Genomic DNA, 14,999 nt, shown 5'->3' with positions numbered 1-14,999 from the left:
CAGTTTTAGCATGGATCCGATAGTAGATTTAGATTTTATAGACAACCGTACACCTGAGCAAGCTGCGGCCTGTGATACCAAAATATCAGCAGAAACAAACACTGGAAAAGGGCGGAAGCTTTACATCGAGAGCTACGGCTGCCAGATGAACTTTTCTGACAGCGAAATCGTGTCTTCCATTATGTTTGAGCAGGGTTTTGACACCACTTCTGACATTGCACAGGCTGACCTGGTATTCCTGAATACCTGCTCCATTCGTGAAAAGGCAGAGCAGACGGTTCGAAACCGCCTGGGCCAGATCAATTATTATAAGAAGAAGAAGCCGTCCATGATGGTGGGTGTATTGGGCTGTATGGCCGAGCGCCTAAAGAAATCATTGCTGGAAGAAGAAAAGATAGTGGACCTGGTGGTGGGCCCGGACGCCTACCGCGACCTGCCGAACCTGATAAATGAGGTAGATGGCGGGCAGAAAGCTGTCAACGTGCTGCTGTCACGTGAGGAAACCTATGCTGACATCAACCCTATCCGCTTAAACAGCAATGGGGTAAGTGCCTACATTTCTATTATGCGGGGCTGCGACAACATGTGTTCTTTCTGCGTGGTGCCGTTCACCCGTGGCCGTGAGCGTAGCCGCGATGCTTCCTCCATTGTACGGGAGGCGCAGGCGCTGATAGATCAGGGCTACAAAGAAGTGACGCTACTCGGCCAGAACGTGGACTCTTACAAATGGGCCTCTGAGGATGGAACTGAGAAGGTAAACTTTGCACAGCTGCTGGAGAAAGTGGCCGTATTGGATGCCAACCTGCGCGTCAGGTTCTCTACCTCGCATCCAAAAGACATCACAGATGAAGTGTTGTACACCATGAAAAAGTACGACAACATCTGCAAATACATTCACCTGCCGGCTCAAAGTGGTAACTCCCGTGTGCTCGAACTGATGAACCGTACCTACGACAGGGAATGGTACCTGAACCGTGTAGATGCCATCCGCAGGATTCTTGGCCAGGAGTGCGGTATCTCGTCGGATATGATTGCCGGTTTCTGCACAGAGACAGAGGAAGAGCACCAGGACACACTTTCCCTGATGGATTATGTGCAGTACGATTACTCCTATATGTTCTTCTACTCTGAACGGCCGGGCACACTTGCTGCCCGCAAGCTGGAAGACGATATTCCGCTGGAAGTGAAGAAACGCCGCCTGGCAGAGATCATAGAGAAGCAGCGTGAAACTTCCCTGAACCGCAACAAGCTGGATGTGGGCAGGGTGCATAAAGTTTTGGTGGAAGGCTTCTCTAAAAAGTCAGAAGAACAGCTGAGTGGCCGCAACGATCAGAACAAAGTGGTCATCTTCGACAGGAAGCACTATAAAAAAGGCGACTACGTGAACGTGTTCGTGCACGACTGTAGCGTAGGCACCCTTTTCGGGCAAGCCGTGGATTAGATTTGGAGATTAGAAAATTTGAGGATTTGAAAATGGTGCTTCACTGAACTTTTTCAAACCCATTTTCAAATCTGCACATCTTCAAATTTACAAATCAAAAGAATGCGCAATATTGATATACAGAGTATAAAACAGCGTTTCGGTATCATAGGCAATTCTCATCTGCTTAATTATGCCATCCAGGTGGCGGTGCAGGTGGCGCCAACTGACATGACGGTGCTGATTACGGGCGAAAGCGGCAGTGGTAAAGAATCTTTTTCTAAAATTATCCACCAGCTCAGCCCACGGAAGCATGGACAGTTCATTGCCATTAACTGTGGTGCCATACCAGAGGGAACAATAGACTCGGAACTTTTCGGACACGAAAAGGGCTCTTTTACAGGAGCTCAGGAAGCCCGAAAAGGTTATTTCGAGGTAACCGATGGCGGCACCATTTTCCTGGATGAGATCGGGGAAATGCCACTGGGTACGCAGGCACGCCTGTTACGGGTACTGGAAAACGGGGAGTTTATTAAAGTAGGATCCTCTAAGGTGCAAAAGACTGATGTGCGTGTAGTGGCTGCCACAAACGTGAACCTGATAAAAGCGGTGGAGAGTGGCCGGTTCAGGGAAGACCTGTATTACCGCCTGAACACGGTGCCTATCACAGTTCCACCTTTGCGTGAACGAGGAGATGATATCTATTTGTTATTCCGAAAGTTCGCAGCAGATTTCTCTGAGAAATACAAGGTAAAGCCTATCACGCTTACCCCGGATGCCGTGCAGGAGCTGATACGGTTTCCCTTCCCTGGAAACATCCGCCAGCTGAAAAACATGGTGGAGCAGATATCGGTGCTGGAATATGACCGGGAAGTAGACGCACCAAAACTGCGCCAGTACCTGCCGCAGGAGCAGATACACAGCAGCCTTCCGGCCGTGCTGGCAAAAGAGCAGTCTGGTGAGCAGAGCTTTTCTGAACGCGACCTGCTGTACAAGGTGCTGTTCGACATGCGCCGCGATGTCTCGGAATTGAAAAAGCTGGTGTTTGAAATGATCACGCACCAGCCCAATGATGAGGAACTGTTAAAGGAGCACAGCCACCTGTTCGAGAATATTGAACAATTTAATGGTAATGGCCGCAGCTATCAGCAGCAGGAGGCGGCAGTACACAAGGAGCCGTTTTACCTGCCCGTGAACCACCACCACCGGCCACAGGTGCAGGACTATGAAGAGCATAAAGTGGAGGATATTCCGCACGAGTATGAAGAAGAAAGCCTTTCCCTGGAAAACAAGGAGAAAGAACTTATCCTGAAAGCACTGAAGAAACATAATAACAAGCGGAAGTATGCAGCCCAGGATCTGGGAATATCGGAGCGTACCCTTTACCGCAAATTAAAACAGTATGACATTGAAGATTAACCTGCACACTGTAAGCTTTGCTTTAACACTGCTCCTCCTGGTATGCAGTGGCTGTGGCATTTATTCTTTTACCGGCACCACCATACCTCCGGATGTAAAGAGCATTTCTATCCAGAATTTCGAAAACCTGACAGGAGAAGGTCCTGCCAACCTGACACAGGTAGTAACAAACAACTTTACAGACTATTACCGCCGCAACACGAACCTGATTGTAAAACAGACGGAAGGCGACTTGCAATTGGAGGGGCAAATAGTTTCTTTTAACTACTCCCCGGCCGCCATCCAGCGGGAAGGCCAGAATGATATTGCCGGGTTGAACCGCCTGACCTTAAGTGTGCAGGTTCGGTTTGTAAATACAAAACAACCGGAAAAGGATTTCGACAGAGCTTTCACTATTTCACAGGACTTTCCGCAGGACCTGGACATCACGCAGCTGTCGACGGCGCAGATTGAGCAGCTGACGGAACGCCTGGTAACAGATGTTTTCAACAAAACAGTGGCAGATTGGTAATGCCCCGATTATTTGAGTAGCTTAGCCAGCATGAACAAGTCAGCATTTCTAGAACTGATCCAACAGGCAGCGAACATCTCTGACCAGCAGACTGAGGAGCTGGAAAAGATGGCCGCAACTTTCCCGTATTGCCAGACGGCTCATTTACTACTGGCAAAATCGGCGTACGACAAAGGCAGCATGCTCTCCACGCAGCGCCTGCGCCGGGCATCAGCCTATGCCACAAACCGGCAGGTACTGAAACGTATCATCTACACCTCTCCTGCCTTTGCCCCTGTTTTCGATGAACCGGTAGTAGAGGAACAGCAGGCATCCGCCCCTGAAACTCCTGTCACTGTAGCTGAATCAGCAGAACAGCAGCAGGAGGCTCTGACAGTACAACCTGTTGCCGGTAATGTTGTGCAGTCGGAAACTTTACCTGAGGTGGCTTTCGAGGACGAAGCAGTGTTAGAAGACTACGCCTCTGAAGAAGCACCTGCAGAGGAGGCCTATTACGAAGAGGAAGCTTCAGGCGAAGCTGAAGTAGCAGCAGCATCCCAGGATGATGTTTATCCTGTTCATGCATCGGCTGAAGAAGAGCCGGCGACAACACCAAACGCCGAAGAAGTAATACCTTTTGAACTGGCGCAGTTACTGACTATCAATAGCCTGAACAGCACCTTTACCGATCTTCTGGCACAAAAGCCGGATAATCAGGTTCCTGAGGCAATAGCTGAAGACGAGGCCCAGCCTAAACACCTTACTTTTCCCGATAATTTCAGGGAGGCGGATGACGAACTGGCGCAGCTTATAGCAGAAGAAAGCCCTGTTGCAGCACACGGGGTGTATGTGCTGGAAGAAAGTACCCCTGCTCCTGCTGTTGAGGCCGCTTTTTCAGATGCAGAAGATGAGGATGCTGCAACTGTTGCCGGCAATGATGCAGAACCTGCTGTAGCAGCACCCGAGAAACCTGAGAACGCGCCGGTTAACTTTGCTTTCAGCGAAATAGACCGCATGTATGCCGAAGACACTATTGGATACTGGATGTCGTCGAGCCGCATGGGAGAAGTACTGCAGTTAAAAGATGAAGTTACCCGGCAGCGTCCGGAAGGTTTTCACCCGGAACTGATACTGGAGTACACGAAGACACATGAACTGGAGGAAAAACCGGAGGAGCCAAAAGCACCTTCCCTGCACCATCAACTCAATATCATTGACCAGTTCCTGAAGCTGAACCCGCGCCTAAAAACCATGAATAACATCAAAATGAAGCAGGAGCCGCAGGAAGATTTGTCTTTAAGGAACTCTAAGATCAAAAAAGGCATTGCTTCAGAGAGCCTTGCTACTATCTTCCTGAACCAAGGAAAGGTAAAAAAGGCCATCAAAATATATGAGCAACTCATTTTGAAAAATCCGGAAAAAAAGAGTTACTTTGTCGAACAGATAGAAAAATTACAAAACTTAAACTAAGATGTATATCGCCCTTATCAGTATCATTATCTTTATTTGCGTACTGCTGATATTAGTTGTACTTGCTCAAAACCCTAAGGGAGGCGGACTATCAAGCCAGTTCGGCGGTGGTGGTGCCAGCCAGTTGATGGGTGTGAAACGCACCGGAGACCTGTTAGAAAAACTGACATGGGGCTTTGCTATCGGACTGGTTGTACTCACACTAGGTACGCACATGATGGTTGACACTGCCGGTGATTCTACTGTAAACAGAAGCGTGAACGAAGAGCGTGCGCGTCAGTCGCAGCTTCCTGGTCCTGCCGCTTTCCCTGGTACTGCTGGTGAAGACAGCACCGCGGTTATTCCGGATGCAGCTGACATTCCGGAAATGATAGACACAGCCAACGCGCAGTAAGCGTTGCCTATATATCCCATCATAACTTAAGAGCCGATCATACCAGATCGGCTTTTTTGTTTACACCGGTGCCATTCTTGTCAGCTATTTCAAAAAAAGTTCCCTACTTGTGGCAGAATCTGCCAAACATGACAGAAAAAATGAAGCTGGAGGCTGAAAAAATGGCTTAATATGGCAGTTTTCGAGTCTTGGCACAGGAAATGTTAGAGCAGTAGTGTTATTAACTAATTTTAAAACAATATAACCTAATAACAAAAACATATGTCAATCAGCATTAAACCATTAGCAGACAGAGTAATCGTAGCTCCTGCTGCAGCAGAAGAGAAAACAAAATCAGGCATCATCATTCCTGACACTGCCAAAGAGAAGCCACAGCGTGGCGAGGTAGTAGCCGTAGGCGAAGGCAAAACTTCTGAGCAGGGCGCCCTGCTGAAGCCACAGGTACAAGTTGGCGACCAAGTGTTGTATGGCAAGTATGCAGGAACTGAGATCTCCGTAGACGGGAACGACTACCTCATCATGCGCGAGTCTGACATCCTGGCTGTCCTTTAATCACAAAATTTAAATCTAATCCAAATTAAGATAAACTATGGCTAAGAACATCAATTTTGATACAGACGCCCGCACTAAAATCAAGTCAGGCGTTGACAAATTAGCAAATGCAGTAAAGGTGACACTGGGTCCTAAAGGCCGTAACGTGATCATCGACAAGAAATTCGGTGCCCCTACCATCACAAAAGACGGTGTTTCAGTTGCAAAAGAAATTGAGCTGAAAGACCCTATCGAGAACATGGGCGCGCAGCTTGTAAAAGAAGTTGCCTCTAAAACAGCAGACCAGGCTGGTGACGGTACTACAACTGCTACTGTGCTGGCGCAGGCTATCTACACTGCCGGTATTAAGAACGTGGCAGCTGGTGCTAACCCAATGGATCTGAAGCGTGGTATCGACAAAGCCGTTCATGCGGTAGTGGAGAACCTTCGTTCTCAGTCTAAGAAAATCGAAAACTCATCTGAAATCTCCCAGGTAGGTACTATCTCTGCCAACAACGACGCTGAAATCGGTAAAATGATTGCCGACGCGATGGACAAAGTTGGTAAAGACGGTGTGATCACTGTAGAAGAGGCAAAAGGTACTGAAACTGAGGTGAAAACTGTAGAAGGTATGCAGTTCGACCGCGGTTACCTGTCTCCATACTTCGTGACGAACCCAGAGAAAATGGAAGCGGAGTTTGACAACCCTTACATCCTGATCTACGACAAGAAAGTGTCTACTATGAAAGAACTGCTTCCAGTATTGGAGCAAGTGGTTCAGACTGGTAAAGGCCTTGTAATTGTTTCTGAGGATGTAGACGGTGAAGCTCTTGCGACACTGGTAGTAAACAAACTGCGTGGCTCCCTGAAAATTGCTGCTGTTAAAGCTCCTGGCTTCGGCGACAGAAGAAAAGCAATGCTGGAAGATATCGCCATCCTGACAGGTGGTACTGTTATCTCTGAAGAGCGTGGCTACAAACTGGAGAATGCCACTATCGACTATTTAGGTCAGGCTGAGAAAGTAATCATCGACAAAGACAACACTACGATTGTTAACGGTGCTGGTCAGAAAGATGATATCGTAGCGCGCGTGAACCAGATCAAGTCTCAGATGGAGTCTACTACATCTGACTATGACAGAGAGAAACTGCAGGAGCGTCTTGCGAAGCTTTCTGGTGGTGTAGCTATCCTTTACATCGGTGCTTCTACTGAAGTAGAGATGAAAGAGAAGAAAGACCGCGTAGACGATGCGCTGCACGCTACCCGTGCTGCCGTTGAAGAAGGTATCGTAGCAGGTGGTGGCGTTGCCCTTATCCGTGCGATTGATGCCCTGAACAACATCGATGTGTACAATGCTGATGAGCAGACAGGTGTGCAGATCATCAAAACTGCGCTGGAAGCTCCGCTTAGAACTATCGTATACAACGCTGGTGGCGAAGGTTCAGTAGTAGTACAGGCTGTTCGCGAAGGCAAGACTGACTACGGTTACAACGCCCGCGACGACAAGTACGAGAACATGTTCCAGGCTGGTATCATTGACCCAACTAAAGTAACGCGTCTGGCCCTTGAGAACGCTGCTTCTATCGCTGGTCTTCTGTTAACTACCGAGTGTGTGGTTTCTGAAGATGCGGAAGAAGAGAAAGGTGCTCCAGCTATGCCAGGTGGCATGGGCGGCATGGGCGGCATGATGTAATCATTCCCATAGTTAAAAAGAAATCCCTGGGTCATAACGGCTCAGGGATTTTTTTTTAACGGCTCTCCTGTGGCTAATCAGTTTCTGTAAACTGATTCAGGCTGATTCTGGTTCGGCATAACATCAATTTCTGTTTTTCACACAACCCTTTGTTTAAGCAGGTAAAAGGAAAGTTAAGGCCGCTTAGGAAATTGATCAGCTAAAGTAGTTCCTGCAGGACGATGGTAATGTCGTGCGGGGCTACTTCATCTCCTCCGAAGTATGGATACAGCTGATACCCCTTACCTATGCCACTACAGGCTCTTGGTAAGCTGACTGACTTCCCGTCCAGCGTTAAAACATAAGCCTGCTCCTCCAGGCTAATCTCGCAGACAGATGGTTTACCTATTGTTACGAGGCCAATAAAACCGGCTTGCAAGGTCTTGTTATAGTAATTATAGCCATGGATTTCCAGCCTGTTTTTATACCAGCGCCATCCAAAACGCACGCTGTTGGAGTGGTGGCTGGTATTGCAATCGGCAAGGCCATAGAGTTTGTTCATGTCTCTCTGGTTAGCAGTATCCTGGAAGGCATAAACAGCAGTACTGTCGAAGGTAACGGAAAAGCGAAGTTTGCTCGTGCTCCGCTGCCTGAAAGCATTATAATCCGCATAATGAGAACCTTTCCGGATAGTATAAGTGGTGGAAGGTGATACTACCTGTACCTGCTCATCTGGTTTCAGGGACTCCGGAACAATATGGCAGGATGGAAGGGCAAAGCAAAAGATAAAAGCTGCTGCAAGACAGCGCATCTTAGTAAAAAGCAACATCTGCAAAATAAGACAGTTTGTATAAAAGTAAAATAAGGATATTACTATATAATCCCTTAACAGGCTTAAAGGGGCAACCTGCTATAGAAAGGCAATATCATAAATAGAACTATACAAACAAAAGCACCTTAGCCAAATAAGCAAAACCCTTGGAACATTACAAATTTGTGCTGCTATAGAAATATCCGGCAGCAGTGTATTTGCCTTCCAGAAACAAAAAGGCCACAGAACTTATCCTGTGGCCTTCCTTTACATTTAATTGAATCCTTATTAAGTAGCTGACTTCTCGAGTAGCTGTCCTGTTTGCGCTTCTTCTTCGTCCTGTTTCTGTTCTTCCAGGCCATGTGTAAGCTTGTTGATTTTGCGCGTAAGCAGCATCAGGATAATCCCCAGCACAATCGTGAAACCGGCAATAGACATGAAAATCTCCAGCTCACCCAGGCGTTGTGCCCAGATACCAATCCACGCGGCTACGTAGTTACCAGCTCCTGTTACTGCAAAGTACAAGCCCATCATAGAAGCTACAATGCGCTTCGGGGCTACCTTGGTGATAAAGGAAAGCGACACAGGCGACAGCGCCAGCTCACCAATTGTATGAAAGAGGTAAGCGAATACAAGCCAATGCAGAGAAGATAAACCATCGGCAGAGGCATTGCGCTGCAGCGAGGCGAACACCATAAAGATAAAGCCTATACCAAGTATAGCAGTACCAAGCCCCATCTTGAATATGGAAGGTGGGTTTTTGCCATGTTTTGCCAGCGCCACCCAGATAGCAGCCACCACACCACCAAGCGTAATAATAAAGAAAGCGTTCAGTCCCTGTAGCCAGCTGGCTGGCACTTCCCATCCAAACACATAGCGGTCGGTGTACTGGAGCGCGTACAGGTTCATCAGACCGCCTGCCTGCTCAAAGGAAGCCCAGAATACCAGTACAATAATGAAAGAAATAAGGATAACGATAATCCTGTCCCACTCCTGCTTGTTGAAGCCAAGGAAACCACGATGAGAAGGCGCTGGTTCAGATTTTGTAAATATCCTGTCCTCGCTCTTTTCTGTTGTAGTCAGGTTACCTACCCCTTTCAGGAACTTGCGCCCCCAGATAAAGACAATTTGACCCAGCACCATTCCAAAGCCGGCAAGGCTAAAGCCGTAGTGCCAGCCATACGTCTCGCCAACGTACCCGACGATGAGGGAAGCCAGCAAAGCACCCAGGTTGATACCCATATAAAAAATGGTAAAGCCTGAATCGCGTCGGTTGTCATTCTCCCGGTACAGGCCACCTACCATGGTTGAAATGTTTGGTTTCAGGAGTCCGGTACCAGCCACTATAAGGCACAAGGCCGTGTAAAAAGCCCATACAGGTGGATAAGCCATCAGCAGGTGACCAGCCACCAGTGTGAATCCACCAATGATAACCGCTTTCTTCTGGCCAAGGAATTTATCGGCCAGAATACCGCCCGGAATCGACATCAGGTATACTAAAGCGGTGTAGGTACCATAAAGCTCCAGGGCCTCTTCATTTGACCAGCCATAGCCTCCGTTTGTGGTAGACACCAGAAACAGCACAAGGATACCCCGCATGCCGTAATAGCTGAAGCGTTCCCACATTTCTGTAAAGAACAATACCATCAATCCTTTGGGATGCCCGAAAAGGTTGCCTTGTGTATCTACAAAGCTTGGTGCCCTCCCACCGGAAATATTTTGTGATGTTGACATATAAAATGGTTTATTTAACTAAAAGGGTTGCGCAAATATCATTAAAAATACGATTCTGTATCCTCTAAAACAAATTTTCAATTGCACCCCTAAGGCACCTGAGAGTACTTCCTGTTGAATATTTCAGCATGTTTAGTTGCAGCATGTTTGAACTCAGGCAGATATATTCCAGAACAGAACTACGGTGACATAACACGGTACTCAGATAGAATTCACAGCCGCCTGTATAAAGAGACCTGCCATCGCTTCAGTTGCCGAAAGTTTCTTTCTCCGATTCACGCCCCCTCCTCCAACTCTAAACCCTGCTATTTATTAAGGTGGAAAAAGCTTTATGCATGATAAAGCGATAATACAATTCCGAAAAGCGCTGTCAGTGTTTCATTCAAGGCTATTCATTGTAAACAGCATATACAAGCTTTAGTACATCACGTACACTATATATGGCGCTGACAACAGCACTATTGCCAATATCATAATATCAGATAAAATTTTGGTTTTCATATTATGAGATTGGTAATAATTAGCTACTTTTGAACCGAGAAAGTAACCACTCACTTAAATTGTATAATCTAACTACATAATCACGCTATATAAATAAAGCTCATGAAAGAATCTGGAGAAAAACCAAATACAGCAGGCCTTGCATCCTTAGGTATAACAGCGGCAAAAGAAATCCTGTGGAACCTGAGTCCGGCAGAATTAGTGGAAGAAGCTCTTAAAAATAAAGAGGGAGTTTTAACCGATACAGGGGCTCTGATGTGTGATACAGGTAAATTTACCGGTCGCTCGCCTGAGGACCGGTTTATTGTGAAAGACGCCAAAACAGAGGATGCTGTCTGGTGGGGGGACATCAATATCCCATTTGCTCCAGAGAAGTTCGACCACCTGCAGCGCAGGATGGTGGAACACCTGAAAGATCAGAAGCTGTATGTGCGGGATGCTTACGCAGGCGCCCATCCGGATCACCGCCTGAACCTGCGCATCATCAATACGCAGGCATGGCACAATCTCTTCTGCCACAACATGTTCTTAAGATTGCCGGAAGAAGAACTTGAAAACCACACTCCTGCCTTTACCATTATCTGTGCCCCCGAATTTGAAGCTGATCCTGCAACTGACGGAACACGCCAAAAAAACTTTGCCATCATCAACTTCACGAAAGGCATCATCCTGATTGGCGGCACAGGCTATGCCGGGGAAATGAAGAAAGGAATTTTCTCTGTGTTGAACTTCCTGCTTCCCCACGAAAAGAACATCCTGTCGATGCACTGCTCCGCCAATGTTGGCAAAGAAGGAGATACCGCTATTTTCTTTGGCCTTTCGGGAACAGGCAAAACAACGCTCTCCGCTGACGCCAACAGAGGGCTGATTGGTGATGATGAGCATGGCTGGACAGCTGACAGTGTTTTTAATTTTGAGGGCGGCTGCTATGCCAAAGTAGTAGATTTAACCCGCGAGAAGGAACCGGAGATTTGGGATGCAATTAAGTTCTGCGCCATTGTAGAGAACACCCGCTTTTACAAAGGAACCCGAAGAGTGGACTACACCAACAGAACAGTAACGCAAAACACACGCACCGCCTATCCCATCTATCACATAGAGAATGCCATTACCCCTTCTGTGGCAGACATACCAAAAAACATCTTTTTCCTGACAGCAGATGCCTTCGGAGTTTTCCCTCCTATCTCCAGGTTAAATAAAAGCCAGGCCATGTACCACTTCATCTCAGGCTACACGGCGAAGGTAGCAGGAACGGAAGTGGGCGTAACAGAACCGGTAACCACATTCTCAGCGTGCTTTGGTGCTGCCTTTTTACCGCTGCACCCAACCAAATATGCCGAGATGTTCGGCAGGAAGATGGAGAAAGGCAACGTAAACGTATGGCTGGTTAATACCGGCTGGACAGGTGGTCCTTACGGCGTAGGTTCCCGCATGAAGTTGCAATATACACGCGCCATGGTGACTGCAGCGCTGAACGGGCAGTTAAATGATGTGGCATACACACAGCACCCTGTTTTTGGAGTTGAAATACCGGCCTCCTGCCCCGGCGCGCCATCCGAAATACTGGATCCGCGCAATACTTGGGAGCATAAGGAAGAATATGATGCGAAAGCCACTACACTGGCTTCAAGGTTTGTTACCAACTTCCAGAAGTATGCAGACTTCGCCAATGAGGAAATCCTGGCGGGGGCCCCCCTTGTAGAAGAAACTGCATGATAAAGTTTTACCCTTTTTCAGCCTCTCTGCCACCCCGCAGAGAGGCTTTTTATTTTATAGCTTCCGGAATAGGCGCAAAATGTATAGTTTCGTATGTAAAGGGTGGCACGGTGTTGTCTGTACCAGCCTCAGCCAAAACAAACAGCCTTTGTTGTGTGTATTATCTGCAGCTGGCCCATGTGTTATAACATGCACCATTGCAGTAGTTTAACCTGCTAAAACAGAAAATACCTTTAAGCATTAAATCATTTCAGTTGATCATAAAAGAAATTAGAAAGTGCATTTATTTTACACACCTGACGTTAACTCGGATTTCTACATTCTAAGTGAAGAGGAGTCAAAACACTGTACCCGGGTCCTTCGCCTGGGGCAGGGCGACACTGTGTATCTGGTAGATGGAGTTGGAGGAATGTATACGGCCATTATTCAGGATGCTAACCAGAAAAAGTGTCAGCTCCAGGTTATCGACAAGCAAATAGAGTATGGCAAATTACCCTACTCCACGCATATTGCGGTGGCTCCTACCAAAAACATGGACCGGATGGAATGGTTTATAGAGAAAGCCGTTGAAATTGGGGTGAGTGAAATCACGTTCCTGCTCTGTGAGCATTCTGAGCGCCGGCAGCTTCGGCTGGACAGGTTGGAGAAAATAGCAGTGAGTGCCATGAAGCAGTCGCAGAAAGGATACCTTCCGCTACTGAACGAACTGACACCTTACCACCGTTTTATACAAAAGTCACTCCCGGAGCATACGTTTATTGCGCATTTGGAAGACGATGCAACGAAGAGCATAAAGGAATACTATCAGCATGGCAAGCCACATTGCATCCTGATCGGACCGGAGGGAGATTTTTCTGCCGCAGAAATTTCCGCCGCCTATGAAGCAGGCATTCGCCCGGTTACGCTCGGCAAAAGCAGGCTGCGCACCGAAACGGCAGCTTTAGTGGCATGCCATACGCTGAATGTACTACACGATATCTACACGCCGTTCTAAGTACGGTAATGAAAAGAAGACCAGTAAAACATTAGACACAGGACGGAAGATGCACCAAAACAAATTGAAATATTTCCTGCTCGCAATAACATGCATGCTCTTCAGCATGAATGGGTTAAAAGCACAGGGACATAGCTTTAGGCTTGCCAAGTTAAAGTATAACGGAGGTGGAGACTGGTATGCCAACAAGACCTCCTTACCTAACCTGATCCGGTTCTGTAACCAGAACCTGAACATGAACATCGCGAGTGAGGAAGCTGTGGTGGAAGTAGGCAGCCCGGAGTTGTTCACCTATCCTTTTGTGCACATGACAGGTCATGGCAACGTAGTATTTTCAGATGCAGAGGCTCAAAACCTCCGCAACTACCTCCTCAGCGGAGGCTTCCTGCACATCGATGACAATTACGGGCTTGATCAGTACATCCGGAAAGAAATGAAAAAGGTGTTCCCGGAGTATGAGTTTGTAGAACTGCCGTTTGATCACCCCATCTACAGGCAGAAGTTCACTTTCACCAACGGACTTCCTAAAGTGCATGAGCACGATAACAGGCCCCCGCAGGGCTTCGGCATCATACACGAAGGCCGGCTGGTATGCTTCTACTCCTATGAAACAGATTTAGGTAATGGCTGGGAAGATCAGGTAATATATAATGATCCGGAGCCAATCAGGCAGCAGGCACTGCGAATGGGCGCCAATATTGTCACCTTCGCTTTGACGCAGCCCATATGAGAGCCTGAGGAATTCGTAATAAGGCTGGTCGAGATAAGTTTTAGCCTTCCGCTCTTGATGTTGCCATTAAGGCGGTCGTTTAGCAGCTCAACCTTGTTTGTTCGCCGTTGTTGGTGAAAACACCAACAACGGCGAACAAACCGCGGAAAATAGAGGGGCCTTTCCCCCAAGTGCTACAACCCAAAGACTGGAAAGACTTTCACTCTATGCCTACAAATAGAAAAGAATATGGCTTTATGAGGTACTTTCACTCCATTTGTTATCACTAGTAATGAATAAAAAGCAAGTTACCAAGTACTTTTACGACATTCTGTTATTTAGAATTCAGTTATTCAAAACTGAATTTAGTCGTATTTCCGCTTAAAGATCTCTGTCAGGACAAAAGCTTCGCGAGCAGCGTTAGGGTTTCGCAAAAGTTTGGCGTATTTAGTTTCCTTTGCCTGCTCTGCTTCCGCCTGAAATAGCCGCTTTCGTACCTCTTCCGACTGCCGTGCGGCTTGTCTTTCCTCGGCTTTCTTCTCCCACGACATGAATTTGGGTGCTTCCGTTTCGTAGTTCCTGTACTTCGGAACCGCTTCAGTTGCCGGAGGAGCTATTGGGCCTGTTACTTGCCTGGCCTGCTCCTTTGCATTCTCTACAACAGATTTGCCTTTTTCCCCTGCGCGCTCCATCTTCGGCTGCAGCTCGCGCAGAATATCTTCAAAAGAAGTCGCTGGCCTATTAGGCGACTGTGGCCGTCCCTCCTGCTTAGGCACGTCTACATCAGCATCTTCGCTAGGCGAATTAAAAGCTTTACGCCACTGCATATAGATAAAGTAAACTACGGCAGCCAGCGCATAGAGGATAATCATGTAATCTTCCATGGCGTCTCTTTGTAATCAAATATAAGGAAATTTTATTCTTTGCCGGAATGCAGCCGCGAAGAAGCTTCAAACAACCGAAGCTATCCATTCATCAACAGGGAGTGGCCTGACTAGCTTTCCTCGTAGAACCCTCTCTATGTACGGTATCACACCATATACTTCCATCCTACAATCCTGCCAATCCCTTAGATCCTGAATTAGAATTCCAGGTAGATGCATCTGTATGCTCAGAAAGGACACTATATATATTCATC

General features: G+C 47.3%; 13 protein-coding genes. 10 read left to right on the top strand and 3 right to left on the bottom strand.

Annotated features, from left to right (window positions below; genetic code table 11):
- Positions 1–10 precede the first annotated feature (10 nt).
- The 7 genes from miaB to groL all read left to right on the top strand — a co-directional run bounded on the left by miaB (position 11) and on the right by groL (position 7,417).
- Positions 11–1,441 (top strand): tRNA (N6-isopentenyl adenosine(37)-C2)-methylthiotransferase MiaB, encoded by a 1,431-nt coding sequence (gene miaB / locus ACYVB1_RS07235; protein ID WP_460922184.1) that lies wholly within the window; start codon positions 11–13, stop codon positions 1,439–1,441.
- Between the two features lie 102 nt (positions 1,442–1,543).
- A complete protein-coding gene (locus ACYVB1_RS07230) occupies positions 1,544–2,839 on the top strand; it encodes a sigma-54 interaction domain-containing protein (protein ID WP_460922182.1) in 1,296 nt (431 codons plus the stop codon).
- Positions 2,823–3,350 carry an LPS assembly lipoprotein LptE gene (gene lptE / locus ACYVB1_RS07225; protein WP_460922180.1) on the top strand — a complete coding sequence of 176 codons (528 nt, stop codon included), beginning with the start codon at positions 2,823–2,825 and terminating at the stop codon, positions 3,348–3,350. The genes ACYVB1_RS07230 and lptE overlap by 17 nt, the downstream gene beginning before the upstream one ends.
- A gap of 30 nt (positions 3,351–3,380) precedes the next feature.
- Positions 3,381–4,799: a hypothetical protein gene (locus ACYVB1_RS07220; protein WP_460922178.1), complete on the top strand. Its 1,419-nt coding sequence runs from the start codon at positions 3,381–3,383 to the stop codon at positions 4,797–4,799.
- Between the two features lies 1 nt (position 4,800).
- Positions 4,801–5,193, top strand: coding sequence for a preprotein translocase subunit SecG (gene secG, locus ACYVB1_RS07215; protein WP_460922176.1), 393 nt, complete (start codon positions 4,801–4,803; stop codon positions 5,191–5,193).
- Between the two features lie 261 nt (positions 5,194–5,454).
- Positions 5,455–5,745, top strand: coding sequence for a co-chaperone GroES (gene groES / locus ACYVB1_RS07210; RefSeq protein WP_460922174.1), 291 nt, complete (start codon positions 5,455–5,457; stop codon positions 5,743–5,745).
- Between the two features lie 37 nt (positions 5,746–5,782).
- Complete coding sequence (gene groL, locus ACYVB1_RS07205) at positions 5,783–7,417, top strand: chaperonin GroEL (protein WP_460922172.1); 1,635 nt, start codon at positions 5,783–5,785, stop codon at positions 7,415–7,417.
- 199 nt (positions 7,418–7,616) lie between these two features.
- On the opposite strand, the gene ACYVB1_RS07200 is transcribed toward groL, so the two are convergent.
- Positions 7,617–8,207 (bottom strand): hypothetical protein, encoded by a 591-nt coding sequence (locus tag ACYVB1_RS07200; protein WP_460922170.1) that lies wholly within the window; start codon positions 8,205–8,207, stop codon positions 7,617–7,619.
- 288 nt (positions 8,208–8,495) lie between these two features.
- On the bottom strand, positions 8,496–9,941 hold the full coding sequence (locus tag ACYVB1_RS07195) for a peptide MFS transporter (RefSeq protein WP_460922168.1): 1,446 nt from the start codon (positions 9,939–9,941) through the stop codon (positions 8,496–8,498).
- Positions 9,942–10,544: 603 nt separating this feature from the next.
- Between ACYVB1_RS07195 and pckA the strand changes: the two genes are divergently transcribed.
- From pckA to ACYVB1_RS07180, 3 genes are all read left to right on the top strand, one after another.
- Positions 10,545–12,158, top strand: coding sequence for a phosphoenolpyruvate carboxykinase (ATP) (pckA, locus tag ACYVB1_RS07190; RefSeq protein ID WP_460922166.1), 1,614 nt, complete (start codon positions 10,545–10,547; stop codon positions 12,156–12,158).
- A gap of 277 nt (positions 12,159–12,435) precedes the next feature.
- Positions 12,436–13,152, top strand: coding sequence for a 16S rRNA (uracil(1498)-N(3))-methyltransferase (locus ACYVB1_RS07185; RefSeq protein WP_460922164.1), 717 nt, complete (start codon positions 12,436–12,438; stop codon positions 13,150–13,152).
- A 106-nt stretch (positions 13,153–13,258) separates the two neighbouring features.
- Positions 13,259–13,882 (top strand): DUF4159 domain-containing protein, encoded by a 624-nt coding sequence (locus ACYVB1_RS07180; RefSeq protein WP_460922162.1) that lies wholly within the window; start codon positions 13,259–13,261, stop codon positions 13,880–13,882.
- Positions 13,883–14,226: 344 nt separating this feature from the next.
- Here the strand turns inward: ACYVB1_RS07180 and ACYVB1_RS07175 are convergent, their stop codons facing one another.
- Positions 14,227–14,745 carry a hypothetical protein gene (locus ACYVB1_RS07175; RefSeq protein WP_460922160.1) on the bottom strand — a complete coding sequence of 173 codons (519 nt, stop codon included), beginning with the start codon at positions 14,743–14,745 and terminating at the stop codon, positions 14,227–14,229.
- Between the last annotated feature and the right edge of the window lie 254 nt (positions 14,746–14,999).

Source organism: Pontibacter brevis (assembly GCF_054779655.1).
Note: the sequence above shows the minus strand (reverse complement) of the source record. Positions and strands in the feature narration are given on the sequence as shown.

Excerpts from the sequence above, each read along its gene's own strand:
- groL (WP_460922172.1), top strand. The coding sequence starts at position 5,783 with ATGGCTAAGAACATCAATTTTGATACAGACGCCCGCACTAAAATCAAG.
- ACYVB1_RS07230 (WP_460922182.1), top strand. The coding sequence starts at position 1,544 with ATGCGCAATATTGATATACAGAGTATAAAACAGCGTTTCGGTATCATA.
- ACYVB1_RS07180 (WP_460922162.1), top strand. The coding sequence starts at position 13,259 with ATGAATGGGTTAAAAGCACAGGGACATAGCTTTAGGCTTGCCAAGTTA.
- pckA (WP_460922166.1), top strand. The coding sequence starts at position 10,545 with ATGAAAGAATCTGGAGAAAAACCAAATACAGCAGGCCTTGCATCCTTA.
- ACYVB1_RS07175 (WP_460922160.1), bottom strand. The coding sequence starts at position 14,745 with ATGGAAGATTACATGATTATCCTCTATGCGCTGGCTGCCGTAGTTTAC.
- lptE (WP_460922180.1), top strand. The coding sequence starts at position 2,823 with ATGACATTGAAGATTAACCTGCACACTGTAAGCTTTGCTTTAACACTG.
- secG (WP_460922176.1), top strand. The coding sequence starts at position 4,801 with ATGTATATCGCCCTTATCAGTATCATTATCTTTATTTGCGTACTGCTG.
- groES (WP_460922174.1), top strand. The coding sequence starts at position 5,455 with ATGTCAATCAGCATTAAACCATTAGCAGACAGAGTAATCGTAGCTCCT.
- miaB (WP_460922184.1), top strand. The coding sequence starts at position 11 with ATGGATCCGATAGTAGATTTAGATTTTATAGACAACCGTACACCTGAG.
- ACYVB1_RS07200 (WP_460922170.1), bottom strand. The coding sequence starts at position 8,207 with ATGCGCTGTCTTGCAGCAGCTTTTATCTTTTGCTTTGCCCTTCCATCC.
- ACYVB1_RS07195 (WP_460922168.1), bottom strand. The coding sequence starts at position 9,941 with ATGTCAACATCACAAAATATTTCCGGTGGGAGGGCACCAAGCTTTGTA.
- ACYVB1_RS07220 (WP_460922178.1), top strand. The coding sequence starts at position 3,381 with ATGAACAAGTCAGCATTTCTAGAACTGATCCAACAGGCAGCGAACATC.